Below are 22,851 nucleotides of genomic sequence, written 5' to 3'. Positions count from 1 at the left end.
CTCCTTATTGCCACTGGCGATGATAGGCACCGAGGGTGGTCTGGCTCCCCTCGGAGACGCGGGCGAGCTGGGCATCCCACTCAGCCTTGACCTGATAGGCCTCGGGGTTGGCCTGATAGACATCGATGGCGGCGCGCCAGACCCGGGTCACCTGCTCCACATAGGCGGGGCTGCGCTGGCGCCCCTCGATCTTGACTGACTGGATGCCGGTCTGGAACAGCTCGGGCAGGAGGCCGAGGGTGTTGAGGCTGGTGGGCTCCTCCAGCGCGTGATAGGTCTGGCCATCCACCTCGAAGCGCCCCTTGCACAGGGTCGGGTAGCCGGCGTTTTCCCCCGGGCCGTAACGATCGATCAGCACCTCGTTGAGTCGGGATTCGAGGCCGCTCGGGGTCTCTTCCCAGCGCACGAACTTGGCCGGTGAGCAGGCGCCGACGGTGTTGGGGCTCTCGCCGGTCATGTAGGAGGAGAGGTAGCAGCGCCCCTCCGCCATGATGCAGAGGCTGCCGAAGGCGAACACCTCGAGGCCGACGTCAGTCTCGCGGGCCAGCTGCCTGACCTGATGCATGGAGAGCACCCGCGGCAGCACCACCCGGCCGACGTTGAAGTGCTGCTGGTAGAAGCGGATGGCTGCGGCGTTGGTGGCGCTGGCCTGGACCGAGACATGCAGCTCCATGTCGGGATGACGACGGCTTGCATAATCGAGCACGGCGAGATCGGCGATGATCAGGGCATCGGCACCGAGCGCCACCCCTTTGTCCACGGCCTGCTTCCAGCGGGCATCGGAGCCCGGGTGGGCAAAGGTATTGATGGCGATGTGCAGCTTGCGGCCATGCTGGTGGACATAGTCAACCGCTCTTTCCAGCTTGCTGTCGGTGAAGTTGAGCCCGGCGAAGTGGCGGGCATTGGTGTCATCCTTGAAGCCGATGTAGACCGCATCGGCCCCGTTATCCACGGCTGTCTTCAGTGCCGGCAGGCTGCCTGCCGGGCAGAGTAATTCCATCGGGTACGCTCCGAGAGGGCAAAAATGCAAAAGTGGCCCGATTGTATGCATGCTTGCCCTCCCGCTTTTTGACCTGAGGCAGCTTTAGGTGGCTTTACCCTTCTTGAGGTAAGTGGGCACAAGTTTGATTTTCAACAGGATCTTGCCGAAGGGGCTGTGCTTGAATGCGCAAAAAACTGGGAGTTTATCGTGTTTCAACATCTGCAACGTCGCCTGGTCGAACAGGCACCCCGTCTCTTGCGCCACCCCCTCAAGCTGGTGCCCTTCCCGCTGCAACAAAACCTGATGGAGGCCCTGCTGGGCAGGGTATTCCGGGAGGCCATCGAAGAGGGGGAATTTGCGTTTCTTGCGGGCAAGTGGCTGAAAGTGGAAGTCAGCGATCTGGGGTTATGCTGGTTTATCAGCGAGCAGGAGGGCAAATTGGTAGTGGCGAGGGAGTGTGAGCACGCCGATGTCTGTTTCAGCGGCAATAGCCAGGATCTTGTTCTGATCGCCGGGCGCCGTGAAGACCCGGATTCCCTCTTCTTCCAGCGCCGGCTGAAGATAGAGGGGGATACAGAGTTGGGCCTGGAGGTGAAAAATCTGATGGACAGCCTGGATCTGGACGGGCTGGGATTGATGAAATACCCCCTGATGGATCTGGCGACCTTTATCGAGCGGGCCCGCGAGACGCACGTGCCCACTGCCGCGACAATGAGCTGAGCCGTTTTCTTGCCCGAGTGCTGCGGAACAGGTGAACTTGAGCCGCAGTACCCCACTGTCAGCGTGACCACGCTGGGTGGGGAGGCGTCATCTGTCTGTTTGTGCAGAAATGCCTGGTCGGAAGCGGTGCCAAAATAGCGATTGGTTATGTTACAATTGCGCGCCATTTTTGACTGAAGATTGACTGGGCATGTTGGATCAGATTCGTATCGTGTTGGTAAACACCTCTCACACCGGCAACATGGGATCCGCGGCGCGGGCCATGAAGACCATGGGACTGACTCAACTGGTGCTGGTCGATCCCCAGGCCCAGCCGGATGAGGAGGCCGTCGCCCTGGCGGCGGGGGCCAGCGATATCCTGGCTCGCGCCCGAATCGTGCCGACCCTGGATGAAGCCATTGCCGACTGTGGTCTGGTCATCGGCACCAGTGCCCGTTCCCGCACCTTGAGCTGGCCCATGCTGGATCCCCGTGAAGCGGGCGAGAAGCTGGTTGCCGAGGGCATGAAGCACCCGGTCGCGTTGGTGTTTGGCCGTGAACGTACCGGCCTCACCAATGACGAACTGCAAAAATGCCACTTCCATGTGGCCATTCCCGCCAATCCAGAATACAGCTCCCTCAATCTGGCCATGGCAGTGCAGACCCTTTGTTACGAGGTGCGGATGCGCTGGCTGGAAGTACAGAACCAGGAGCCGGAGGATGAGCGGGTCGAGTACCCCAGCGCCCAGCAACTGGAAGGGTTTTATCAGCATCTGGAGCAGACGTTGCAAAAGACGGGATTCATTGCCGATGACCACCCAGGCCATGTGATGAGCAAGCTGCGTCGTCTATTCAATCGGGCCAGACCCGAAGCGGTGGAGTTGAACATCTTGCGGGGCATTCTCACCTCTGTCCAGAAGTCCAGGGCACAGGATTAATCCCGACTGATTTACTCAAGCATATACTTGACTGATTTAGTCGGGTATGTGACCATATGCCACATATTGATTGGTTCGCAAGACGGTAAGGCATATGAGACTGACCTCAAAAGGACGTTACGCGGTGACAGCCATGCTCGACGTGGCGTTGCATGCAGAGCAGGGGCCCGTGCCCCTGGCTGATATTTCAGAGCGCCAGGGCATCTCCTTGTCCTATCTGGAACAACTGTTTGCCCGTCTGCGCAAGCATGGTCTGGTGAGCAGCGTACGTGGCCCCGGTGGCGGTTATCGCCTCGGTCTGGCCCCTGGCGAGATCTCGGTCGGTCAGGTGATCACCGCGGTCGATGAATCGGTCGATGCGACCAAGTGCCTCGGCAAAGGGGGCTGCCACGGTGGTACCCAGTGCCTGACCCACTCCTTGTGGCGGGATCTGAGCGAACGAATCTCCAGCTTCCTGGGGGATATCACCTTGGCCGAGCTGGTTGGTCAGGCCGATGTGCGCCGTATCGCCGGCAAGCAAGATGAACAAATGAAGACCGTGTTGTCCCTGGTTGATCGGGCCGAACGCGGTGATGTGAGCTTGAAAGTCCAACTATAAACGTGCTTTCCACGACGAGTCGCTGTGTGACCCCGTCGTAACGGAGAAAAAGATGAAACTGCCTATTTACCTTGATTATTCGGCAACCTGTCCGGTGGACCCGCGTGTCGCAGAAAAAATGATGCAGTGCCTCACCATGGACGGCCTGTTCGGCAACCCAGCCTCCCGTTCCCACCGTTTCGGCTGGCAGGCCGAAGAGGCGGTGGATCTGGCCCGTAATCAAGTGGCAGAGCTGATCGGCGCGGACCCGCGCGAGATCGTCTTTACCTCCGGTGCGACCGAGTCCAACAACCTGGCCATCAAGGGCATTGCCCATTTCTACGCCGGCAAGGGCAAGCACATCGTCACCTCCAAGACCGAGCACAAAGCCGTGCTGGATACCTGCCGCCAACTGGAGCGTGAAGGCTATGAGGTGACCTACCTCGAGCCCATGCCCAACGGCCTGTTCACTCTTGAGCAGATCGAAGGCGCCCTGCGTGATGACACCATCCTGGTCAGCATCATGCACGCCAACAACGAGATCGGGGTGGTGCAAGACATCGCTGCCATCGGCGAGCTGTGCCGTTCCCGCAAGATCCTGCTGCACGTGGACGCCGTCCAGAGCGTGGGCAAGATCCCGGTCGACGTGGAAGCACTCAAGGTTGATCTGCTCTCCATGTCCGCCCACAAGGTATACGGCCCGAAAGGCATTGGCGCCCTGTATGTGCGCCGCAAGCCTCGTGTTCGTCTGGAAGCCCAGATGCACGGCGGTGGTCACGAGCGCGGCATGCGCTCCGGCACCCTGGCAACCCACCAGATCGTCGGCATGGGTGAAGCCTTCCGCATCGCCAAGGAAGAGATGGCGAGTGAGAGCCAGCACATCATGGCCCTGCGCCAGCGTCTGTGGGATGGCATTAAGAACATCGAAGAAGTCTATATCAACGGGGATCTGGACCAGCGTGTACCGGGCAACCTGAACGTCAGCTTCGCCTATGTGGAAGGGGAATCCCTCATCATGGCACTGAAGGATCTGGCGGTCTCTTCCGGTTCTGCCTGTACCTCGGCCAGCCTGGAACCTTCCTACGTGCTGCGCGCCCTGGGCCTGAACGACGAGCTGGCACACAGCTCCATCCGTTTCAGCATCGGTCGCTTCACCACCGAAGAAGAGATCGACTACGCAATCAAGCTCATCTGCGACTCCATCGGTCGTCTGCGCGAGATGTCCCCCCTGTGGGAGATGTTCAAGGATGGCGTCGATCTGAACACGGTCGAATGGGCACATCACTGATCCTTGCCAGCATGGCAAGGGTTTGGTGAACAACGGAATTAGCAGGAGTTAGATATGGCTTACAGTGAAAAAGTAATCGACCACTACGAGAATCCCCGCAACGTCGGTGGTTTTGACAAGAACGATCCCAGCGTCGCCACCGGCATGGTCGGTGCACCGGCCTGTGGTGACGTCATGAAGCTGCAACTGAAGATCAGCGACGATGGCATCATCGAAGATGCCAAGTTCAAGACCTACGGCTGTGGTTCCGCCATCGCCTCCAGCTCCCTGGTGACCGAATGGGTCAAGGGCAAGACCCTGGACGAAGCGGCCGGTATCAAGAACACCGACATCGCCGAAGAGCTGGCGCTGCCGCCGGTGAAGATCCACTGCTCCATTCTGGCGGAGGATGCCATCAAGGCCGCCATCGCCGATTACAAGCAGAAGAAAGGTCTTTAAGGTCTGGAGAGCAGTATGGCCATAACCATGACAGATGCCGCAGCGGCGCGGGTTTCCTCCTTCATGAACAACCGGGGCAAGGGCATCGGCCTGCGCCTCGGCGTCAAGACGACCGGCTGTTCTGGCCTTGCCTATGTGCTCGAGTTCGTGGATGAGCTGGCTGCCGAGGATCAGGTGTTCGAGCAGAAAGGCGTCAAGATCATCGTGGATGCCAAGAGCCTGATCCACCTGGATGGCACCGAGCTGGACTTCGTGAAGGAAGGCCTCAACGAGGGCTTCCAGTTCAACAACCCGAATGCCAAGGGCGAATGTGGTTGTGGCGAAAGCTTCAGCGTGTAAGTGGTTCGATTGACCGATCGCCCATGTTTGCAACGCCTCGCAGCCCCAAGGGTGAGCCCTGTTGCGGCGAGTTTCTTGTGATCAACACCTTGCTCATCAACACAGTGGTGTGGACGCCAGTCCATGCCGCTGCTTTCAAGTTCAAGACGAGTGTGGTTGCACTCCCAGCGCTATTGTCTGAGGACGAAGGATGAATCATTTCGAGCTGTTCGGGCTGGCTGAGGGCTTCGAGCTCGATACTCGCCAACTGGCTGACACCTATCGTCAGCTGCAGACCCAGTTCCATCCCGATCGTTTTGCGACTGCCCCCGAGCGGGAGCAGCTGGCTGCAGTGCAGCGTGCTGCCCAGATCAACGATGCGTTTACCACCCTCAAGTCCCCCTTGCGCCGAGCCGAGTACCTGCTCTCCTTGCGGGGCACCGATATTCGCGGCGAGCAGCAGACACTGCAAGATCCTGCCTTTCTGATGCAACAGCTGGAGTGGCGAGAGCGGCTGGCTGATCTCAAGGGCGACGCCGACCCTGAGGGGGCCATCAAGGATTTTCGCCAGGAGATCAGGCATGATCACCAGGCGTTGATGCAACGGCTGACCGACTATCTCACCAGGGGTGAGGATCTGCAGGCGGCGGATTGCGTTCGCAAGCTCAAATTTGTCGACAAGCTCCTCGAGGAGCTGGAACGATTCGAAGACTCGCTGTTCGAGTCTTGACCCTCTAACGCAGGAATTGTGATTACCCATGGCATTACTGCAAATTGCCGAGCCAGGCCAGAGCGCCGCGCCTCACCAGCATAAACGTGCCGTCGGCATCGATCTTGGCACCACCAACTCCCTGGTCGCCGCCGTGCGCAGCGGCCAGGCCGACACCCTCTGTGACGAGCAGGGGCGTGATCTGCTGCCTTCCGTGGTCCATTACCAGGCCGATACCATCCGGGTTGGCTTCGATGCCAAGCGTGAGGCGGCCCTCGATCCCCACAACACCATCGTCTCGGTCAAGCGGATGATGGGCAAGGCGCTGGCCGACATCGATACCCGCCAGCAACCCTATCAATTCGTGGCGGCCGACAACGGCATGCCTCAGTTGCGGACCCGCCAGGGGCTGGTCAATCCGGTGCAGGTCTCGGCCGAGATCCTGAAAAAACTGGCCGAGCGCGGTGCCGCGTCCCTCGGGGGAGACCTCGACGGCGTGGTCATCACGGTGCCCGCCTATTTTGACGATGCCCAGCGTCAGGGCACCAAGGACGCGGCCAGACTGGCCGGTCTGCATGTGCTGCGGTTGCTCAACGAACCCACGGCGGCCGCGATCGCCTATGGCCTCGACTCCGGTCAGGAAGGGGTGATCGCCGTCTATGACCTGGGTGGCGGAACCTTCGATATCTCCATCCTGCGCCTGCATCGCGGGGTGTTTGAGGTGATGGCCACCGGCGGCGACTCGGCACTCGGTGGTGACGATTTCGACCATCTGCTGGCGGACTGGCTCAAAGAGCAAGCCGGGTTGTCCGGTCAGCTCGATGCCCGTACCCAGCGCGAGTTGCTGGATGCGGCGGCCAGCATCAAGCACGGCCTCACCGATGCCGATGCCGTTGCCTGCACCTTTGCCGGCTGGCAGGGTACCGTCACCCGCAGCCAGTTTGACGAGCTGATCCAGCCCCTGGTCAAGCGCACCCTGCAGGCCTGTCGGCGCGCCCTGCGCGATGCGGGTCTCGAGCAGGAAGAGGTACTGGAAGTGGTGATGGTCGGTGGCTCGACCCGGGTGCCGCTGGTGCGCGAGCGGGTGGGCGAGTTCTTCGGCCGCACCCCCTTGACCAGCATTGACCCTGACAAGGTGGTGGCCATCGGTGCCGCCATCCAGGCCGACATCCTGGTGGGCAACAAGCCCGACGCCGAGATGCTGCTGCTGGACGTCATCCCGCTTTCCCTCGGTCTTGAGACCATGGGCGGCCTCGCCGAGAAGGTGATCCCGCGCAATACCACCATTCCGGTGGCCCGCGCCCAGGAGTTCACCACCTTCAAGGATGGCCAGACCGCGATGGCCATCCACGTGGTGCAGGGGGAGCGCGAGCTGGTGGCGGATTGCCGCTCCCTGGCCCGCTTCACCCTGACCGGCATTCCGCCCATGGCGGCCGGCGCCGCCCACATTCGCGTCACCTTCCAGGTGGATGCGGACGGTCTGCTGTCGGTCAGCGCCATGGAGAAATCCTCCGGCGTGCAGGCCGAGATCCAGGTCAAGCCCTCCTACGGGCTGAGGGAAGATGACATCCTCAACATGCTGAGCGCCTCCATCGCCAATGCCCAGCAGGACATGGACGCCCGCATGTTGGCGGAGCAACAGGTCGAGGCCGACCGGGTGGTCGAGAGTCTCAACGCCGCCCTGGCCGCCGATGGCGAGGCCTTATTGAGCCCCACCGAGCGGGCCGAGCTGGATGCCGCCATCGCCCATCTGCTGACCATGCGCAGCACGGGCACCACCAACCAGATCAAAGAGGCCATCGAGGCGGCGGACGCTGCCAGTGGCGAATTTGCAGCCCGCCGGATGGATGCCTCCATCCGCAAGGTGCTGACCGGACAAAACGTCAACAAGGTGTGATATGCCAAAACTGATTATTCTGCCCCATCCCGAGCTCTGTCCGGACGGCGCGGCCCTCGAAGGTGCGACCGGTGAAACCATTCTGGACATCGCGCTGCGCAACGGCATCGAGATCGAGCACGCCTGCGAGAAGTCCTGTGCTTGTACTACCTGCCACTGCGTGGTGCGGGAAGGGTTCGACTCCCTCGAGCCGAGCGACGAGCTGGAAGACGACATGCTGGACAAGGCGTGGGGGCTGGAGCCGGAATCCCGTCTCAGCTGCCAGGCCAGACTGGCGGACGAGGATCTGGTGGTGGAACTGCCCAAGTACACCCTGAATCTGGCGTCCGAGCGCCACTGATGACCCCTTAATTACACATGAGTGAATTGCGCGTGCAGCATCTCATGGTGCAGTAATGATATGGTGAAGGCCGTGACCCTTGAGGGAGCGGCCTTTTTTGTGCCCGTGATTTCCCTATTCGTTGATGAAAGTGCCAATAAAAAGGAAGCAAGAGAACATGGCTGACATGATGAACGTAAGGTTGTCGTCCCAGGCTGCCGCCGCCCAGTGGGGCGAGGGTGCCCTGCTCAGTTTCAACGGGGACGAGGCCCATCTCCATCTGGCCGCTGGCCAGGAGAAGGAGGCGCTGCGCGCCATCCAGCGCGGGGCCAGACGCCTCGAGTCGAGCGGCATCAAGCGCATCAAGCTGGTGGGCGAGGGGTGGAATGGGGAGCGTCGTTACGCCTTTGCCCAGGGCTTCTATGCCGCCAAGGGGGTTCGCGAGCTCGATCTTGGTGAACAGAGCGAGCAGGAAGCGGCCGAACTCGCCGCCTTGCTCAAGGCGACCCACTGGGTGCGCGAGGTGACCAACGGCTGCCCGGAAGCCATCTACCCCATGAGCCTGGCGGAGTCCGCTCTGCTGCTCATTCGCAGCCTCGGCGGTGACAAGGTGACCGCCCGCATCACCGCTGGCGAAGCCTTGCGTGAATCGGGTCATATCGGGATCTGGTCGGTGGGCCGTGGCAGCGAGCGCGAGCCGGTGCTGCTGGAGCTCGACTACAACCCGACCGGGGATGCCAACGCCCCCGTGGTCGCGGCGCTGGTGGGCAAGGGGATCACCTTCGATTCCGGCGGCTACTCCATGAAGTCCTCCGACAACATGCTGCCGATGAAGTCCGACATGGGCGGCGCCGCCATGGTGACCGGCGCCCTGGCGCTGGCCATCAGCCGTGGCCTGAACAAGCGGGTCAAGCTCATCCTCTGCTGCGCCGAGAACCTGGTCTCCGGCCACGCCTTCAAGCTCGGCGACATCCTCACCTATCGCAACGGCATCTCGGTCGAGATCCAGAATACCGACGCGGAAGGTCGCCTGGTGCTGGCAGACGGCCTGCTGGCTGCGAGCGAAAGCGGGGCTGCCTACATCCTCGACGCTGCCACCCTGACCGGCGCCGCCAAGACCGCGCTGGGCCGCGACTACAATGCCGTGTTTGCCCTCGATGAGCCGGAGCAGGTGCGCGCGCTGGCTGCCGCCAACGCCGAAAACGAGAAGGCCTGGCCGCTGCCGCTCGAACCCTGGCACGCAGGCCAGCTCACCTCGGCCTTTGCCGAGCTGGGCAACGTGGCGTCCGCCGAAGGCACTGCCGGTGCCACCACCGCAGCGGCTTTCCTGTCGCGCTTTGTCCGTGACGAAGGCAAGGGCTGGGTGCACCTGGATCTGGCCGCTTCCTATCAGAAGTCGGGCAATGATCTCTGGGCGACCGGTGCCAAGGGCCATGGTCTTCGCACGATTGCCCGCTGGTTGCAGGAGGTGTGCGCATGAACGTCTGGTTGAGCCGAGAGTTTGCACCGGCCGAGTGGGGGGAGGGGGCACTGCTCTCCCACCGTGCCGACGGCATGGTGATCCATCTGGTGAGCGCCACTCCCTTGCTGGATATCCAGCAGGCGGCGCGGCGCCTGTGCAGCCAGGGGATCCAGCAGGTGGTCCTGGCTGGCCACTGGGAGCGGGAGCAGCAGTGGGCCTTTGCCCAGGGGCTGCAGACGCCCAAGGCGGAAGTGGGGTTGCAGTGGGCCACTTCGTCCGAGGAGGACAGGGAGGAGCTGGAGGCGCGCTGGCTGTGCGGGCGCTGGGTGCGGGAGATGACCAACGCCACCCCGGAGCAGCTGGGGCCGCTGGAGTTGGCGGTCGAAGCCGCCGCCTTCCTCACCGAGCTGGCACCGGACCGGATCAGCCATCGCATCCTCAAGGGAGAGGCGCTGCAACAGGCGGGCTGGGTCGGTCTCTATCAAGTGGGGCGTGGCAGTGACCGCGAGCCCGTGATGCTGGAGCTGGATTTCAATCCGGGCAAGGATCCCAAGGCGCCGGTAGCGGCCGCCCTGGTGGGCAAGGGGATCACCTTCGATTCCGGCGGCTACTCCATGAAGACCTCCCAGGGCATGCTGACCATGAAACACGACATGGGCGGCGCAGCCATCGTCACCGGCGCGCTGGCGCTGGCCATTCTGCGTGGCCTCGACAAGCGGGTGAAGCTCATCCTCTGCTGCGCCGAGAACCTGGTATCCGGCCATGCCTACAAGCTGGGTGACATCCTCACCTACAAGAACGGCACCACGGTGGAGGTGGTCAATACCGACGCCGAAGGGCGTCTGATCCTGGCCGACGGCTTGCAACTGGCCGGCGAGTCTGGTGCGCCGCTCATCATCGACGCCGCCACCCTCACCGGGGCGGCCGTGATGGCGCTGGGGGGGCGTTACAACGCCCTGTTTGGCCTCGACAAGGGGCTGGTGAGCCGCGCCATGGCCTATTCGGATGCGGAACAGGAGCCAGCATGGCCGCTGCCGCTGGAGCCCTGGCATCGCCAGCAGTGCCCGTCCCACTATGCCGACACCGCCAACAGCCGCCCCGTGCCGGGCGGCGGACCGGGGGGCGCCTCCAACGCGGCGGGCTTCCTCTCCCGCTTTGTCCCTGATGAGGGAAGAGGGTGGCTGCATGTCGATCTCGCCGCCTGCTTCAGCGAAAACGGCGATAGTCTGTGGGCGCCCGGGGCCAATACCCTGGGGATGCGCACCATCGCCCATACCCTGATGGCGGAGACGCGCTGAGTCAGTGAGCGGCATCACAAGGGCACCTCAGGGTGCCCTTTCCAGTGCTGCTTTGCTGAGCAATTGATACGGTTTTGAGGCATTAGCATGCCGATCGTGCGCAAGCGCACATTTTTTCTCTCTGCCCTGGCACAAGATGAGTCACCATGTTGTTTCAAGGATTCTTTTGTTTAACAAAAAGTTGATTTTTTGTGTGTTATTTCGTTTTTTGTTTACGTATAATCGCCGCCGAACATGGATTCCTACAATAAAACTCTGTAGTTAAGGAAAGAACTCAATGGCTATCGAACGTACCTTCTCCATCGTCAAGCCGGATGCGGTCAGCAAGAACCTGATTGGTGCCATTTACAGCCGCTTCGAAAGCGCCGGTCTGAAAGTGGTTGCCGCCAAGATGCTGCACCTGACCAGCGAACAGGCCGCCGGTTTCTACGCCGAGCACCAGGGCAAGCCGTTTTATGATGCTCTGGTCGGTTTCATGACCTCTGGCCCCGTCATGGTACAGGTGCTGGAAGGTGAAGACGCCATCCGCCGTCACCGTGAAATCATGGGCGCCACCAACCCGAAAGAGGCGCTGGCCGGCACCCTGCGCGCCTGTTACGCCGAGAGCATCGATCGCAACGCCGTCCACGGCTCCGATGCCCCGGCCTCTGCCGCCCGTGAAATCGCCTACTTCTTCTCCGACGACGAGATCTGCCCGCGCGGCTGATGTTGTCTGCTGGTGACCAAGGGAGCTTCGGCTCCCTTTTGTTTTTTGGTCATCCTGCCAATATCCACTTATTCTCCAGGTGGAAAGCCAGACCCATTATTTGTACAATGCCGCCCCCTGACGTAGGTCAGCCGATAATTTATGAAGTGTGTGAGCTGAGGCCCCTGATGAGCGAAACAAAAACCAACCTGCTGGATCTCGACCGGGATGCCATGCGTGCCTTCTTCGTCGAGTTGGGCGAGAAGCCGTTCCGGGCAGACCAGATAATGAAGTGGATCTATCACTTCGGTTGTGATGATTTCGATCAGATGAGCAACGTCAACAAGGCGCTGCGCGAGCGGCTCAAGGCCATTGCCGAGATCCGAGCCCCCGAGATCAGCCGTGAACAGCGCTCCGCCGATGGCACCATCAAATGGGCGCTGCAGGTGGGCGATCAGGAGGTGGAGACCGTCTACATTCCGGAAGCGGACCGCGCTACCCTGTGCGTCTCCTCCCAGGTGGGCTGCGCCCTGGCGTGCACCTTCTGCTCAACCGCCCAGCAAGGGTTCAACCGCAACCTGAAAGTCTCCGAGATCATCGGCCAGGTGTGGCGTGCCGCCAAAGTGGTGGGTGGCAAGCGCCCCATCACCAACGTGGTGATGATGGGCATGGGTGAGCCGCTGCTCAACCTCGCCAACGTGGTACCGGCCATGAAGCTGATGATGGATGACTTCGGCTTCAGCATCTCCAAGCGCCGCGTCACTCTCTCCACCTCCGGTGTGGTGCCGGCGCTGGACATGCTGGGGGACCAGATCGACGTTGCCCTGGCCATCTCCCTGCATGCGCCGAACGATGCGCTTCGCTCCGAGATCATGCCGATCAACGACAAGTACAACATCGAGTCCTTCCTTGCCGGGGTACGCCGCTATCTGGCCAAGTCCAACGCCAACGGCGGCCGGGTGACCGTGGAGTATGTGCTGCTCGATCACATCAACGACGACATGCAGCATGCCCATGAGCTGGCCAAGGTCCTCAAGGAAACCCCTTGCAAGATCAACCTGATCCCGTTCAACCCCTTCCCGGGCAACCCGTTTGGCAAGCCGAGCAACAGCCGTATCGACCGTTTCTCCAAGGTGTTGATGGAATACGGCTTGACCGTCATCGTGCGCAAGACCCGTGGTGACGACATCGACGCCGCCTGCGGCCAGCTGGTGGGGGAGGTGATCGACCGCACCAAGCGCACCATGAAAAATCGGATGCAACAGGATGGGATTTCCGTCAAAATGGTTTAACTCCTAAGCCATTGTATAGACAGGAAATGGATATCCGTACATTGATCGTAGTGGCAGCGCTCTGTGCGCTGCCAGGCTGTGTCACAGAGACCACTTACGCTGGCCAGAATTCGACCCAGCGTGAAGTGGGCCCCGACCTCAAGGCCGCCGCCCAGACTCGTCTCGATCTGGGTATCCAGTATCTGCGCCAGGGCAATGCCGAGCAGGCCAAATTCAATCTCGACCGCGCCCTTCAGTACGATCCCAACAATCCTCAGGTCTACATCGGTTTTGCCTATTTCTACCAGCAGGTGTCGGATTTCAAGGCCGCCGAGGCGAGCTACAAGAAAGCGCTGGCCATGGATCCGTCCAATGCTGACGCGATGAACAACTATGGCGCCTTCCTCTGCAACCGTGGCCGCTTCGACGAAGCGGAAAAGGCGTTCTTGCAGGCCGTCAGCCAGCCCGATTACGTGAAGATCGCCGATACCTACGAGAATGCGGCGCTCTGCTCGATGCAAAATCACAGAAATGACAAGGCTGGCGAGTATTATCGTCTGGCCTTGGGGTATAATCCCCGCAATCCTAGGTTATTGCTGGACATGGCCGAGCTTTCCATGAAAGATGGCAAGCTTCCTGATGTCCAGTCTTACCTCGCGCGCTTTGCCGACGTGGCAGAGGAGAACGAGGAGAGCCTCTGGCTCCGGCTGCGGCTGGCCCAGGCCATGGACAAACCGGCATTACTTCACCAATTCGGGACTGAGCTGGTAAGGCAATATCCCACTTCGCAACAAGCCAAGCGTTACTTAGCCAATGACTACTGAACAGCCACACGATTTCCAAGACGACTCCCAGGCAGCGGGCCCAGGCCAGCTGCTGCGCAACGCCCGTGAACAGCTCGGCTGGACCCGGGAACAGGTTGCGTCCCGCATTCACCTTCGTCTGACCCTGATCGCCGCCATCGAAGCGGATACCTATGACAAGCACACGTCCCATACCTTCATTCGTGGCTATCTGCGAGCATATGCCAAGCTCGTGGGCATCCCCGAGGAGACCATCCTCGCCGCCTACGAGAAGCTGGGACTGACTCCCCCCGACAACATCGACATGCAGAGCTTCTCCCGTCGCTCCCGCCAGCAGGCCAATGACAGCCGGCTCAAGGTGGTGACCTGGCTTGTGATCCTGGTGCTGATCGGGCTCTCCGTCGCCTGGTGGTGGCAGAGCACGGCGCGCCGCTCTGCCGGTGACGACGCCCTGGCGGCGACCGAGATGAGCGCGACCGTCAATACGCCGGAAGCGAATGTTGCCCCCGCCGTGGAGGTCGCCGAGCCCGTGCTGCCCGCAGCGTCCGATGCCGTGTCCACCCAGGTTGTGGTGAGCGGTGCCACCGCGACCCTGCCTGTGGTCGCTACGGATGCCAGCGCTGCCGTCCCGACGAACGTTTCCGGTGCGGTCTCGACTGCCGAGAGCACGACCACAGAGCCCGCCAAGGCGCCCCAGCTCAAGATGAGCTTCACCGCCGATTGCTGGCTGGACGTCAAGGATGCCAACGGCAAGACCCTGTTCAGCGGTCTGAAGAAGGCGAACGACGAACTGGTACTGGAAGGACCCGAGCCACTCAGATTCATCATTGGCGCGCCCATGGCGGTCAATCTCGAATATCAGGGCAAGTCCTTCGACATGAGCCGTTACAACAACGGCCGGACTGCCCGCTTCTCACTGCCGCAGGAGTAATCAGTCCGCCATGTCTGTTCACGAAAAGCCCGCACACGAATCACCCATCGTTCGTCGCAAATCCAGACAGATCATGGTCGGCAACGTGCCGGTTGGGGGCGATGCCCCCATCACGGTACAGACCATGACCAACACCAAGACCACGGACGTGGCCGCTACCGTCGAGCAGATCCAGCGGATCGAGCGGGTCGGCGCCGACATCGTCCGGGTCTCCGTCCCCACCATGGAGGCGGCGGAAGCGTTCAAGCTCATCAAGCAGCAGACCCGCATCCCCATCGTGGCCGACATCCACTTCGACTACCGCATCGCCCTCAAAGTGGCCGAATACGGGGCCGACTGCCTGCGCATCAACCCGGGCAACATCGGCAACGAAGAGCGGGTGCGTGCGGTGGTGGATTGTGCCCGTCACTACAACATCCCCATCCGCATCGGCGTCAACGGCGGTTCCCTTGAGCGTGATCTCCAGGAGAAATACGGCGAGCCGACCCCGGAGGCGCTGCTGGAGTCCGCCATGCGCCACGTGGATTACCTGGATCGCCTCGACTTCCAGAACTTCAAGGTGAGCGTCAAGGCGTCCGATGTCTTCCTGGCGGTCGGTGCCTATCGCCTGCTGGCCAAGCAGATCGATCAACCCCTGCATCTGGGCATCACGGAAGCGGGCGGTTTTCGCGCCGGCGCGGTCAAGTCCGCCATTGGCCTTGGCATGTTGCTGAGCGAAGGGATTGGCGACACCCTGCGCATCTCCCTGGCCGCCGATCCGGTGGAAGAGGTGAAGGTGGGCTTTGACATCCTCAAATCCCTGCGCATCCGTTCCCGCGGCATCAACTTCATCGCCTGTCCCTCCTGCTCCCGTCAGGAGTTCGACGTCATCGGCACTGTCAACGCCCTGGAAGAGCGGCTCGAAGACATCATCACCCCGATGGATGTCTCCATCATCGGCTGTGTGGTGAACGGTCCGGGGGAGGCGCTGGTTTCCGATCTCGGCCTTGCGGGCGCCGCCAACAAGAGTGCCTTCTACGAGGGGGGCCAGCGGGTCGACCGGCTCGACAACAAGGATTTGATCCCGACCCTGGAGCGTCGCATCCGTGCCCGGGCCGCCATGCTGGATCCGGCCAACCAGATCCAGGTGGACAAAGGTTGAACCATGACGGGGCCACCTGGGGTGGCCCCGGCTTTAGGTTGTTGATTTTACATCCCGCATCCGGGCACCCGATTTTACCTCGGGGTCGAAAATCCCTATAATGCGGCCAAATTTTACCTCTTTTTCTCGAGTATCAACGTGGCAAAACAGATCCAAGCTATTCGCGGTATGAATGATTGCCTGCCGGAGCAGAGCCCGGTATGGCAGAAAGTAGAACAGATCCTGCGCCAGGTCGTGGCCAGCTATGGCTACAGCGAAGTGCGCATGCCCATCGTCGAGCAGACCCATCTGTTCAAGCGTGCCATCGGTGAAGTGACCGACGTGGTCGAAAAAGAGATGTACACCTTTGAAGACCGCAACGGCGACAGCCTGAGCCTGCGTCCGGAAGGGACCGCCAGTTGCGTGCGTGCCGGCATCGAGCACGGTCTGCTTTACAACCAGGAACGCCGGATGTGGTACATGGGCCCCATGTTCCGTCACGAGCGTCCCCAGAAAGGTCGTTATCGCCAGTTCCACCAGTTCGGGGTCGAGCTGTTCGGCATCAACGGGCCGGACATCGATGCCGAGCTCATCATGCTGACTCACCGCCTGTGGCGCCTGTTCGGCATCAGCGATCACGTGACTCTGCAGCTCAATACCCTCGGCCAGAGCAGCGAACGTGCCGCCTATCGCGATGCCCTGGTCGCCTATCTGGAACAGTACAAGAGCGAGCTGGACGAAGAGAGCCAGCGCCGCATGTACAGCAACCCCCTGCGGGTGCTCGACTCCAAAGACGAGAAAGTACAGGCCATCCTGGCAGGTGCCCCCCGTTTGTTCGACCACCTGGGCGAAGAGAGCCTGGCTCACTTCGAAGGGCTCAAGCGCCTGCTCACGGCGGCCGGCATCCAGTTCGAGGTGAACGAGCGTCTGGTGCGCGGCCTCGACTACTACAACCTGACCGTGTTTGAGTGGGTGACCAACAGCCTGGGGGCCCAGGGCACCGTCTGTGCCGGTGGTCGCTACGACGGCCTGGTGGAGCAGCTCGGTGGCCAGCCGACCCCGGCGGTGGGTTTCGCCATGGGCATGGAGCGTCTGGTGCTGATGCTTGAAACCCTCGAGCTCAATGCTGACATCCGCCCGGCGGTGGATGTCTATCTCTGCATGGTGGGTGAGGGGACCGAGCAGGCTGGCTTTGCCCTGGCAGAGCGCCTGCGCGATGCCTTGCCGGACTTGCGCCTCATGAGCCACTGCGGCGGCGGCAATTTCAAGAAACAACTCAAGCGTGCCGACAAGAGCGGCGCGGCCATTGCCCTGATCCTTGGGGAGACCGAGGTGCAAAGCGGGGAGATCACCATTAAATATCTGCGTGGCCAGGCCGAGCAACAGACCGTCTCGGTCGATGCCGCCATTGCCCTGCTGGCAGCGAAAGGAGAGTAAGCTGTGGAAGTGTATACCACTGAAGAACAACAGGTTGAGGTCATCAAGAGCTGGTGGAAAGAGAACGGCACCTCGGTGATCGCAGGAACTGTTATCGGTCTGGTCGGCCTCTTTGGCTGGCGCTACTACAACGAGATGCAGCAGAACAACCAGGAAGCCGCCTCCCAGGCTTACAACGAGATGACCGCCCAGCTTGCCAAGGGGGACGACGCCGCCCTGGAGCAGGCAAAGAGCTTCATTACCGCTCACAAGGGTGACGCCTATGCCGAGCTGGCCGCCTTGCAACTGGCCGCGGCCGCCGTCAAGGCGGGCAAGCTGGATTTGGCTGCCGAGCAGCTGACCCAGGTGGCCGCCAGTGGCGACGACAGCATCAAGCCCATCGCCGCCCTGCGTCTGGCCCGGGTCCTGAGCGATCAGGGCAAGGCAGACGAGGCCCTGGCCCAGCTTGGCAAGATCAACAACGACGCCTTCAAGGCCCAGGTGGCGGAAGTGCGCGGCGATATCCTGCAAAAGCAGGGCAAGGCTGAAGAAGCGCGCGATGCCTATCAGGCGGCGGCGGATGCCGGCGGCCTGCAGAGCAGCGCCGAACTCAAGCTGAAAATGGATGATCTGGCGCTGCCAGCCGTCACTGCGGGCGAGGCTCCGGATGCGTAATCTGTACAAGCGAATGGCGCTGGGGGTGGCTGTCTCCTTCGCCTTGCAGGGCTGCTCCCTGTTCAGTTCGGAAGAAGATCTCAACCCCATGGCACCCCTGCCCAAGGTCGAGTCCGCGTTCACTGCCGATACGGCATGGTCCTCCTCGGTTGGGGATGGCATCGGCAACTTCTACTCCCAGCTCAAGCCGGTGGTGGAAGAGGACCGCATCTATGCAGCGGCCCGCGATGGCGATGTGACCGCCTTCGAGCGCGAGAGCGGCAAGGAGCTGTGGAGCGTGGATCTGGCAGATCTGCCCATCAACGCCGACAAGCGCAGTGCCCGTCTCTCCGGCGGCCTGGTTTCCCGCTACGGCAAGCTGTTCCTCGGGTCCGAAAACGGGGTGGTCTACGCCCTGAACGAGGCCAACGGCGAAGTGCTGTGGCAGACCACGGTGCCGGGGGAAGTGGTGGCGAGCCCCGCCGTCGAGGATGGCCGCGTGGTGGTGCTGACCACCTCCGGTCGCCTGGTGGCGCTCGATACCGACGAGGGCAAGCTGCAGTGGACCCTGTCCGAAGAGCAGCCGCCCCTGACCCTGCGCAGTGCCGGCGCCCCCATCATCACCAACGGTGCCGTCATCTATGGCCGCGCCGATGGCAAGGTGGGCATCGCCCTGCTGAGCAACGGCCAGCCGGTGCGTCAATCCAAGGTGGCTGACCCGCGCGGCGCCACCGAACTGGATCGGATGGTGGACGTCGATGCCAGCCCGCTGATTGCCGGTGATGAGCTCTACGCCATCGCCTACAACGGCCAGTTGATGGCGCGCAAGCTGATGAGCGGTGACGAAGTGTGGAAGCGCAAGTATTCCGGTTATCGCGACATGGCGGTGACCGGCAATGCCATCGTGCTGACCGACAGCCGCAGCCATCTGTTTGCGGTCGATCGTCGCAACGGTCTCGAGCTGTGGTCCAACACCCAGCTGGAAAACCGCACTGTGACCGCCCCCGTCATCCTGGGTGACTATGTGGTGGTCGGCGATGTGGAAGGTTACCTGTATTGGCTGGACCGTACCGACGGGACCATCAAGGCCATGCAGCAGCTCGACAGCAGTGGTCTCTATGCCGCTCCGCTGGTGGAGGGGGACACCCTGTATGTGCAGAGCCGTGACGGCAAGTTGTACGCCCTCAAGCGTCCTTGATCGTCCGATAATGTGAATATCCGGCTCCTGGTCTTCGGACCCGGAGCCTTTGTCGTCTTGAGAATGAGGCTTTTATGACTCCTGTAGTTGCCCTGGTGGGCCGCCCCAACGTGGGGAAATCCACCCTGTTTAACCGCCTGACCCGTACCCGGGATGCCCTGGTTGCCGACTTCCCCGGCCTGACCCGGGACCGCAAATATGGCCAGGCGAAGCTGGGCGAGCTGGAATTTATCGTGGTCGATACCGGCGGTATCGATGGCACCGAGGAGGGGATCGAGCTGAAGATGGCCGAGCAGTCCCTGCTGGCCATCGAAGAGGCCGATGTGGTGCTCTTCATGGTGGATGCCCGTGCCGGTCTCACCGCGGCGGATCAGGCCATCGCCGAGCACCTGCGCAAGACCCACAAGAAGGTGTTTCTGGTGGCCAACAAGACCGACGGCATCGACGGTGACTCCGCGGTGTCCGAGTTCTACGGTCTGGCCCTGGGCGAGGTCTACCAGATGGCGGCCGCCCACGGCCGTGGCGTACTGAGCCTGCTGGAGCTGGCCCTGGCCCCCCACCTCGAGACCCTGGTCGGCTCTGCCACCGAGGCACAAGAGGAAGAGGAGCTGGAGGAGTTCGACGAAGAGGCCCTGCTGCGCATGGTGGCCGCCGGTGAGCTCGACACCCGGGAAGACACCAAGGAGACGCCGTTCGCCGACCTGCCCATCAAATTTGCTATCGTCGGTCGTCCCAACGTCGGCAAGTCCACCCTGACCAACCGTATGCTGGGTGAAGATCGGGTCATCGTCTACGACATGCCGGGTACCACCCGCGACTCCGTCTACATCCCCATGGAGCGCGACGATCAGAAATACGTGGTCATCGACACCGCCGGCGTGCGTCGCCGTGGCAAGGTGCACGAGACGGTGGAGAAGTTCTCCGTCATCAAGACGCTCAAGGCGATTGAAGATGCCAACGTCTGCCTGCTGGTCATTGACGCCCGGGAGACCATCACGGATCAGGACTTGAGCATCCTCGGCTTCGTGCTCAACAGCGGCCGCTCCGTGGTACTGGTGGTCAACAAGTGGGACGGCCTGGATCAGAAGGTGAAAGAGGACGTCAAGAACGAGCTGGACAGACGTCTGGGCTTCATCGACTTCGCCCGGGTGCACTTCATCTCCGCCCTGCACGGCAGCGGCGTCGGTCACCTGTTCGAATCCATCAACGAGGCTTACGAGTCCGCGACCCGCCGTACCAGCACCGCCATGCTGACCCGCATCATGCAGATGGCCCAGGAAGATCACCAGCCGCCCATGGTGAATGGTCGCCGGGTCAAGCTGAAGTATGCCCACGCCGGTGGTTACAACCCGCCGCGCATCGTGATCCACGGCAACCAGCTGAACGACCTGCCGGACTCCTACAAGCGCTACCTCATCAACTACTTCCGCAAGTCGTTGAAGATCATGGGTACCCCGATCCGGGTGGAGTTCCAGGAGTCGGTCAACCCGTTCGAGGGCAAGAAGAACACCCTGACCCTGAGCCAGGAGCGCCAGCGCAAGCGCCTGCTCAAGGCCAAAGCGAAGAAATAAAGCCCTGCGGCTGCCCTTACCGGCAGCCGTTTTTCTTGGTGGCCCTCCTCAGGGCAGACAAACCGGGGGAGGGGCTGCGGGTAATGCCGGTGCACAGTGACGTAAAGAGGAGAAGAGAATGAACACGCTGACCTGCCCTGCCTGTCAGGGCGAACTGGACAGCCGCAGCCGCGAGACGACGTGTGGCCAGTGTCAGGCCCGTTATCGCATCCGGGCCCTGTGTCCTGCCTGCGGGCAGGAGCTGGAGCGGCTTCGGGCTTGCGGCGCGGTGGATTATTTTTGCAACCACTGCAACACCCTGGTCTCCAAACGCACCGTTCTGTTTGAGGCGCAGCCTGACAAGGCATAAAAAAACCCGGCTGATGCCGGGTTTATACTGTGTGCTCCGCTATCAGCAGCGTGAAGGAGCGGTTTCTGTGCCAGATCTTGCGTTTCATGTCGGCCAGCTTGAGCTTGCGTCTCGGGCTCCAGGCACATTTGGTTTTTCGGGCCAACATGGCTCTTCTGCGTGCTCGCATCCTGTTCTCCTCCCTGGTCTTGCGTGGGGCCGAAAGGGCCCTTGGCAGGAACTGCAACGCAATGAATACATTGCAATAAGTTCGCTCCAGCGCCCCTCGTATACCCAAGGATGGTAACAGAGAACAGGGCAGGAAAACACACCCCCGGCGAGGCTAGGGGGTGATGATCTGTTTGACCACTTCGGCGATGATGGCCGGACGCTGCGCCGGCACGTCCGGCTCGCTGCTGTCGTCCTCGTCCAGCTCTTCGCGACGATGGGCCTTCTGCTGTTCGTTGTCGAGCCAGAGCAGGCTCTGGTAGTACTGGCGCACGTTGTTGACATAGTTGCGCGCCTCGCCGCCACGGGCATAGCCATAGCGTACCTTGCGATGCCAGCGTGACTGCTGCAACAGGGGCAGCACCTCTTTCACGTCGCTCCAGGCGTCCGGGTTCTTGCCCAGCTCCTTGGTCAGGCGGCGGGCATCCATCATGTGGCCGTAGCCGATGTTGTAGGCGGTGAGGGCAAACCACACTTTCTCGTCCGCCGGGACCGAGTCGGGCACCTTCGCCATCATCTCCTGCAGGTAGCGGGCGCCCCCCTTGATGCTCTCTTCCGGGTGGGTGCGATCGTTTACCCCCATCGCCTTGGCGGTCGGGCCGGTGAGCATCATCATGCCACGCACCCCGGTGTAGGACCGTGCCTGGGGATCCCAGTGGGATTCCTGGTAGCTGATGGCGGCCAGCAGCCGCCAGTCGATATCCTTGGCGTGGGTCTGGAACAGCGCCTGGTACTTGGGCAGCAGGCTCTTGGCCCGTTGCAGGAAGGTACGGGTGTCGACGAAGTCGAAGTTCTGTACGTGGCCGAAGTACTTCTCGTCGAGCTTGGCGATGGCGCCATCCATGAAGCGCTGACCGAAGAAGTCGATGATGCTGGCGTAGAGGCTGTCGTCGGGCAGCTTGGTCATGGCCCAGGCCACGGTCTGCTTGCTGGCGAGGGTCAAGCCTTCGGTGAGTTCGGGGTAGTAGCGCTGGGTACGGGCCAGTATGGTGTCCTGCACCACCGTGTAGTCCACCTTGCCGTCGGCCACCTGCTTGAGCAGCTCCTCCACGTCCGCATCCCGATTGGTGCTCCACTTCAGGTTGGGGTACTGCTTGGCCAGCTCCTTCATCAGGTCCTCGCCGGTGGAGCCCGCCGGCACCACTATGCTGCCTTTGATGTCACCAAGGTTCTTGGGCCTGGGGGAGCCGTTGCGATAGACCAGCTTGGGGGAGACCTGGTAGAAGCCTGGGCCGAAGCGGAACAGCTTGCGCCGCTCCGGGGTCACGACGATGGCAGCGGCGGCGAGATCCAGCTTGCCCTTTTGCAGTTGCTCGACCAGCTCGGCGGTGCTGTAGGCCGGTACTATGGTCAGCTTGACCCCCAGCCAGTCGGCGTAAAGCTGCGCCAGCTCGTAGTCGAACCCCAGAGCGGTGTCGTCACGCTGGTAATAGGAAGTGGGGCCATAGAGGGTGCCAACCCGGATCTCGCCTCGCTGGCGGATCTGCTCCAGCTGGCTGGAGGGGTGGTAGAAGTCGCAACCGGCCAGGGCCAGCGTCAACATCATCCCGATGAACAGTCGAAAAATGCAGCGCAAGTAGGTGAGTACCCTTGTTGAAAAAATCGGCATTTGTCAAAAAAGAGGCACCTTTATACCAGAGAGTATGAAGGGAGTCACACCGCGCGAGATGAGAAAAACGTTTGTTCAGGATGGGCCTGATCCCTATAATACGCGCGTCTCAA

At 61.6% G+C, this 22,851-nt stretch carries 23 protein-coding genes; 21 read left to right on the top strand and 2 right to left on the bottom strand.

Annotation, left to right across the window (positions count from 1 at the left end):
- Positions 1-4: 4 nt before the first annotated feature.
- The gene (locus AB5Y68_RS15590) at positions 5-1,000 is read right to left on the bottom strand and encodes a peptidase U32 family protein (protein ID WP_039038732.1); all 996 of its coding nucleotides are present in this window, start codon (positions 998-1,000) and stop codon (positions 5-7) included.
- Positions 1,001-1,189: 189 nt separating this feature from the next.
- On the opposite strand from AB5Y68_RS15590, the gene AB5Y68_RS15585 reads away from it, so the two are divergent.
- The 21 genes from AB5Y68_RS15585 (at position 1,190) to AB5Y68_RS15485 (ending at position 20,922) form a co-directional block, all read left to right on the top strand.
- The gene (locus AB5Y68_RS15585) at positions 1,190-1,702 is read left to right on the top strand and encodes an SCP2 domain-containing protein (protein ID WP_039038815.1); all 513 of its coding nucleotides are present in this window, start codon (positions 1,190-1,192) and stop codon (positions 1,700-1,702) included.
- Positions 1,703-1,892: 190 nt separating this feature from the next.
- Complete coding sequence (trmJ, locus tag AB5Y68_RS15580) at positions 1,893-2,618, top strand: tRNA (cytosine(32)/uridine(32)-2'-O)-methyltransferase TrmJ (RefSeq protein ID WP_039038731.1); 726 nt, start codon at positions 1,893-1,895, stop codon at positions 2,616-2,618.
- A gap of 94 nt (positions 2,619-2,712) precedes the next feature.
- Entirely contained in the window at positions 2,713-3,216 is a 504-nt protein-coding gene (gene iscR / locus AB5Y68_RS15575; RefSeq protein ID WP_025327241.1) for a Fe-S cluster assembly transcriptional regulator IscR, read from the top strand.
- Between the two features lie 52 nt (positions 3,217-3,268).
- The gene (locus tag AB5Y68_RS15570) at positions 3,269-4,483 is read left to right on the top strand and encodes an IscS subfamily cysteine desulfurase (protein WP_010675060.1); all 1,215 of its coding nucleotides are present in this window, start codon (positions 3,269-3,271) and stop codon (positions 4,481-4,483) included.
- Between the two features lie 54 nt (positions 4,484-4,537).
- Entirely contained in the window at positions 4,538-4,921 is a 384-nt protein-coding gene (iscU, locus tag AB5Y68_RS15565) for a Fe-S cluster assembly scaffold IscU (protein ID WP_010675059.1), read from the top strand.
- 15 nt (positions 4,922-4,936) lie between these two features.
- Positions 4,937-5,260: an iron-sulfur cluster assembly protein IscA gene (iscA, locus tag AB5Y68_RS15560; protein WP_039038730.1), complete on the top strand. Its 324-nt coding sequence runs from the start codon at positions 4,937-4,939 to the stop codon at positions 5,258-5,260.
- 190 nt (positions 5,261-5,450) lie between these two features.
- Positions 5,451-5,969, top strand: coding sequence for a co-chaperone HscB (gene hscB / locus AB5Y68_RS15555; RefSeq protein ID WP_039038729.1), 519 nt, complete (start codon positions 5,451-5,453; stop codon positions 5,967-5,969).
- A 28-nt stretch (positions 5,970-5,997) separates the two neighbouring features.
- Positions 5,998-7,845, top strand: a complete 1,848-nt coding sequence (gene hscA, locus AB5Y68_RS15550) for a Fe-S protein assembly chaperone HscA (RefSeq protein ID WP_039038728.1) — start codon at positions 5,998-6,000, stop codon at positions 7,843-7,845.
- A 1-nt stretch (position 7,846) separates the two neighbouring features.
- Positions 7,847-8,185, top strand: coding sequence for an ISC system 2Fe-2S type ferredoxin (gene fdx / locus AB5Y68_RS15545; RefSeq protein ID WP_005299781.1), 339 nt, complete (start codon positions 7,847-7,849; stop codon positions 8,183-8,185).
- Between the two features lie 157 nt (positions 8,186-8,342).
- Complete coding sequence (gene pepB, locus AB5Y68_RS15540) at positions 8,343-9,644, top strand: aminopeptidase PepB (protein ID WP_039038727.1); 1,302 nt, start codon at positions 8,343-8,345, stop codon at positions 9,642-9,644.
- The gene (gene pepB, locus AB5Y68_RS15535) at positions 9,641-10,924 is read left to right on the top strand and encodes an aminopeptidase PepB (protein WP_039038726.1); all 1,284 of its coding nucleotides are present in this window, start codon (positions 9,641-9,643) and stop codon (positions 10,922-10,924) included. The genes pepB (AB5Y68_RS15540) and pepB (AB5Y68_RS15535) overlap by 4 nt, the downstream gene beginning before the upstream one ends.
- 277 nt (positions 10,925-11,201) lie before the next feature.
- Positions 11,202-11,630, top strand: coding sequence for a nucleoside-diphosphate kinase (gene ndk / locus AB5Y68_RS15530; protein WP_039038725.1), 429 nt, complete (start codon positions 11,202-11,204; stop codon positions 11,628-11,630).
- Between the two features lie 167 nt (positions 11,631-11,797).
- A complete protein-coding gene (locus AB5Y68_RS15525; RefSeq protein WP_039038724.1) occupies positions 11,798-12,901 on the top strand; it encodes a bifunctional tRNA (adenosine(37)-C2)-methyltransferase TrmG/ribosomal RNA large subunit methyltransferase RlmN in 1,104 nt (367 codons plus the stop codon).
- Positions 12,902-12,912: 11 nt separating this feature from the next.
- The gene (tapF, locus tag AB5Y68_RS15520) at positions 12,913-13,704 is read left to right on the top strand and encodes a PilW family type IVa pilus biogenesis/stability lipoprotein TapF (protein ID WP_080768047.1); all 792 of its coding nucleotides are present in this window, start codon (positions 12,913-12,915) and stop codon (positions 13,702-13,704) included.
- Positions 13,694-14,614: a RodZ domain-containing protein gene (locus AB5Y68_RS15515; protein WP_039038722.1), complete on the top strand. Its 921-nt coding sequence runs from the start codon at positions 13,694-13,696 to the stop codon at positions 14,612-14,614. The genes tapF and AB5Y68_RS15515 overlap by 11 nt, the downstream gene beginning before the upstream one ends.
- 10 nt (positions 14,615-14,624) lie before the next feature.
- On the top strand, positions 14,625-15,755 hold the full coding sequence (gene ispG, locus AB5Y68_RS15510; protein WP_010675049.1) for a flavodoxin-dependent (E)-4-hydroxy-3-methylbut-2-enyl-diphosphate synthase: 1,131 nt from the start codon (positions 14,625-14,627) through the stop codon (positions 15,753-15,755).
- Positions 15,756-15,893: 138 nt separating this feature from the next.
- A complete protein-coding gene (gene hisS, locus AB5Y68_RS15505) occupies positions 15,894-17,171 on the top strand; it encodes a histidine--tRNA ligase (RefSeq protein WP_039038721.1) in 1,278 nt (425 codons plus the stop codon).
- A 3-nt stretch (positions 17,172-17,174) separates the two neighbouring features.
- Positions 17,175-17,825 carry a tetratricopeptide repeat protein gene (locus tag AB5Y68_RS15500; protein WP_039038720.1) on the top strand — a complete coding sequence of 217 codons (651 nt, stop codon included), beginning with the start codon at positions 17,175-17,177 and terminating at the stop codon, positions 17,823-17,825.
- Positions 17,818-19,002, top strand: a complete 1,185-nt coding sequence (gene bamB / locus AB5Y68_RS15495) for an outer membrane protein assembly factor BamB (protein WP_039038719.1) — start codon at positions 17,818-17,820, stop codon at positions 19,000-19,002. Before AB5Y68_RS15500 ends, bamB begins: the two co-directional genes overlap by 8 nt.
- 74 nt (positions 19,003-19,076) lie before the next feature.
- Positions 19,077-20,573 (top strand): ribosome biogenesis GTPase Der, encoded by a 1,497-nt coding sequence (gene der / locus AB5Y68_RS15490; RefSeq protein ID WP_010675045.1) that lies wholly within the window; start codon positions 19,077-19,079, stop codon positions 20,571-20,573.
- A gap of 118 nt (positions 20,574-20,691) precedes the next feature.
- A complete protein-coding gene (locus AB5Y68_RS15485) occupies positions 20,692-20,922 on the top strand; it encodes a zinc ribbon domain-containing protein (RefSeq protein ID WP_039038718.1) in 231 nt (76 codons plus the stop codon).
- 322 nt (positions 20,923-21,244) lie between these two features.
- Here AB5Y68_RS15485 and mltF read toward each other — a convergent pair whose 3' ends face one another.
- Entirely contained in the window at positions 21,245-22,738 is a 1,494-nt protein-coding gene (mltF, locus tag AB5Y68_RS15480; protein WP_029314683.1) for a membrane-bound lytic murein transglycosylase MltF, read from the bottom strand.
- Positions 22,739-22,851 lie beyond the last annotated feature (113 nt).

This window comes from Aeromonas sp. R6-1 (assembly GCF_040908165.1).
In the GTDB taxonomy this organism is placed as follows: Bacteria; Pseudomonadota; Gammaproteobacteria; order Enterobacterales; family Aeromonadaceae; genus Aeromonas; species Aeromonas caviae.
The sequence above is the reverse complement of the archived record's forward strand: the minus strand, read 5'-3'. Positions and strand labels throughout refer to the sequence as shown.

What these genes read in the sequence shown, in the direction of transcription:
- AB5Y68_RS15590 (WP_039038732.1), bottom strand. Translation starts at nt 1,000, where the DNA reads ATGGAATTACTCTGCCCGGCAGGCAGCCTGCCGGCACTGAAGACAGCC.
- trmJ (WP_039038731.1), top strand. Translation starts at nt 1,893, where the DNA reads ATGTTGGATCAGATTCGTATCGTGTTGGTAAACACCTCTCACACCGGC.
- iscR (WP_025327241.1), top strand. Translation starts at nt 2,713, where the DNA reads ATGAGACTGACCTCAAAAGGACGTTACGCGGTGACAGCCATGCTCGAC.
- AB5Y68_RS15570 (WP_010675060.1), top strand. Translation starts at nt 3,269, where the DNA reads ATGAAACTGCCTATTTACCTTGATTATTCGGCAACCTGTCCGGTGGAC.
- iscU (WP_010675059.1), top strand. Translation starts at nt 4,538, where the DNA reads ATGGCTTACAGTGAAAAAGTAATCGACCACTACGAGAATCCCCGCAAC.
- iscA (WP_039038730.1), top strand. Translation starts at nt 4,937, where the DNA reads ATGGCCATAACCATGACAGATGCCGCAGCGGCGCGGGTTTCCTCCTTC.
- hscB (WP_039038729.1), top strand. Translation starts at nt 5,451, where the DNA reads ATGAATCATTTCGAGCTGTTCGGGCTGGCTGAGGGCTTCGAGCTCGAT.
- hscA (WP_039038728.1), top strand. Translation starts at nt 5,998, where the DNA reads ATGGCATTACTGCAAATTGCCGAGCCAGGCCAGAGCGCCGCGCCTCAC.
- fdx (WP_005299781.1), top strand. Translation starts at nt 7,847, where the DNA reads ATGCCAAAACTGATTATTCTGCCCCATCCCGAGCTCTGTCCGGACGGC.
- pepB (WP_039038727.1), top strand. Translation starts at nt 8,343, where the DNA reads ATGGCTGACATGATGAACGTAAGGTTGTCGTCCCAGGCTGCCGCCGCC.
- pepB (WP_039038726.1), top strand. Translation starts at nt 9,641, where the DNA reads ATGAACGTCTGGTTGAGCCGAGAGTTTGCACCGGCCGAGTGGGGGGAG.
- ndk (WP_039038725.1), top strand. Translation starts at nt 11,202, where the DNA reads ATGGCTATCGAACGTACCTTCTCCATCGTCAAGCCGGATGCGGTCAGC.
- AB5Y68_RS15525 (WP_039038724.1), top strand. Translation starts at nt 11,798, where the DNA reads ATGAGCGAAACAAAAACCAACCTGCTGGATCTCGACCGGGATGCCATG.
- AB5Y68_RS15515 (WP_039038722.1), top strand. Translation starts at nt 13,694, where the DNA reads ATGACTACTGAACAGCCACACGATTTCCAAGACGACTCCCAGGCAGCG.
- ispG (WP_010675049.1), top strand. Translation starts at nt 14,625, where the DNA reads ATGTCTGTTCACGAAAAGCCCGCACACGAATCACCCATCGTTCGTCGC.
- bamB (WP_039038719.1), top strand. Translation starts at nt 17,818, where the DNA reads ATGCGTAATCTGTACAAGCGAATGGCGCTGGGGGTGGCTGTCTCCTTC.
- der (WP_010675045.1), top strand. Translation starts at nt 19,077, where the DNA reads ATGACTCCTGTAGTTGCCCTGGTGGGCCGCCCCAACGTGGGGAAATCC.
- AB5Y68_RS15485 (WP_039038718.1), top strand. Translation starts at nt 20,692, where the DNA reads ATGAACACGCTGACCTGCCCTGCCTGTCAGGGCGAACTGGACAGCCGC.
- mltF (WP_029314683.1), bottom strand. Translation starts at nt 22,738, where the DNA reads ATGCCGATTTTTTCAACAAGGGTACTCACCTACTTGCGCTGCATTTTT.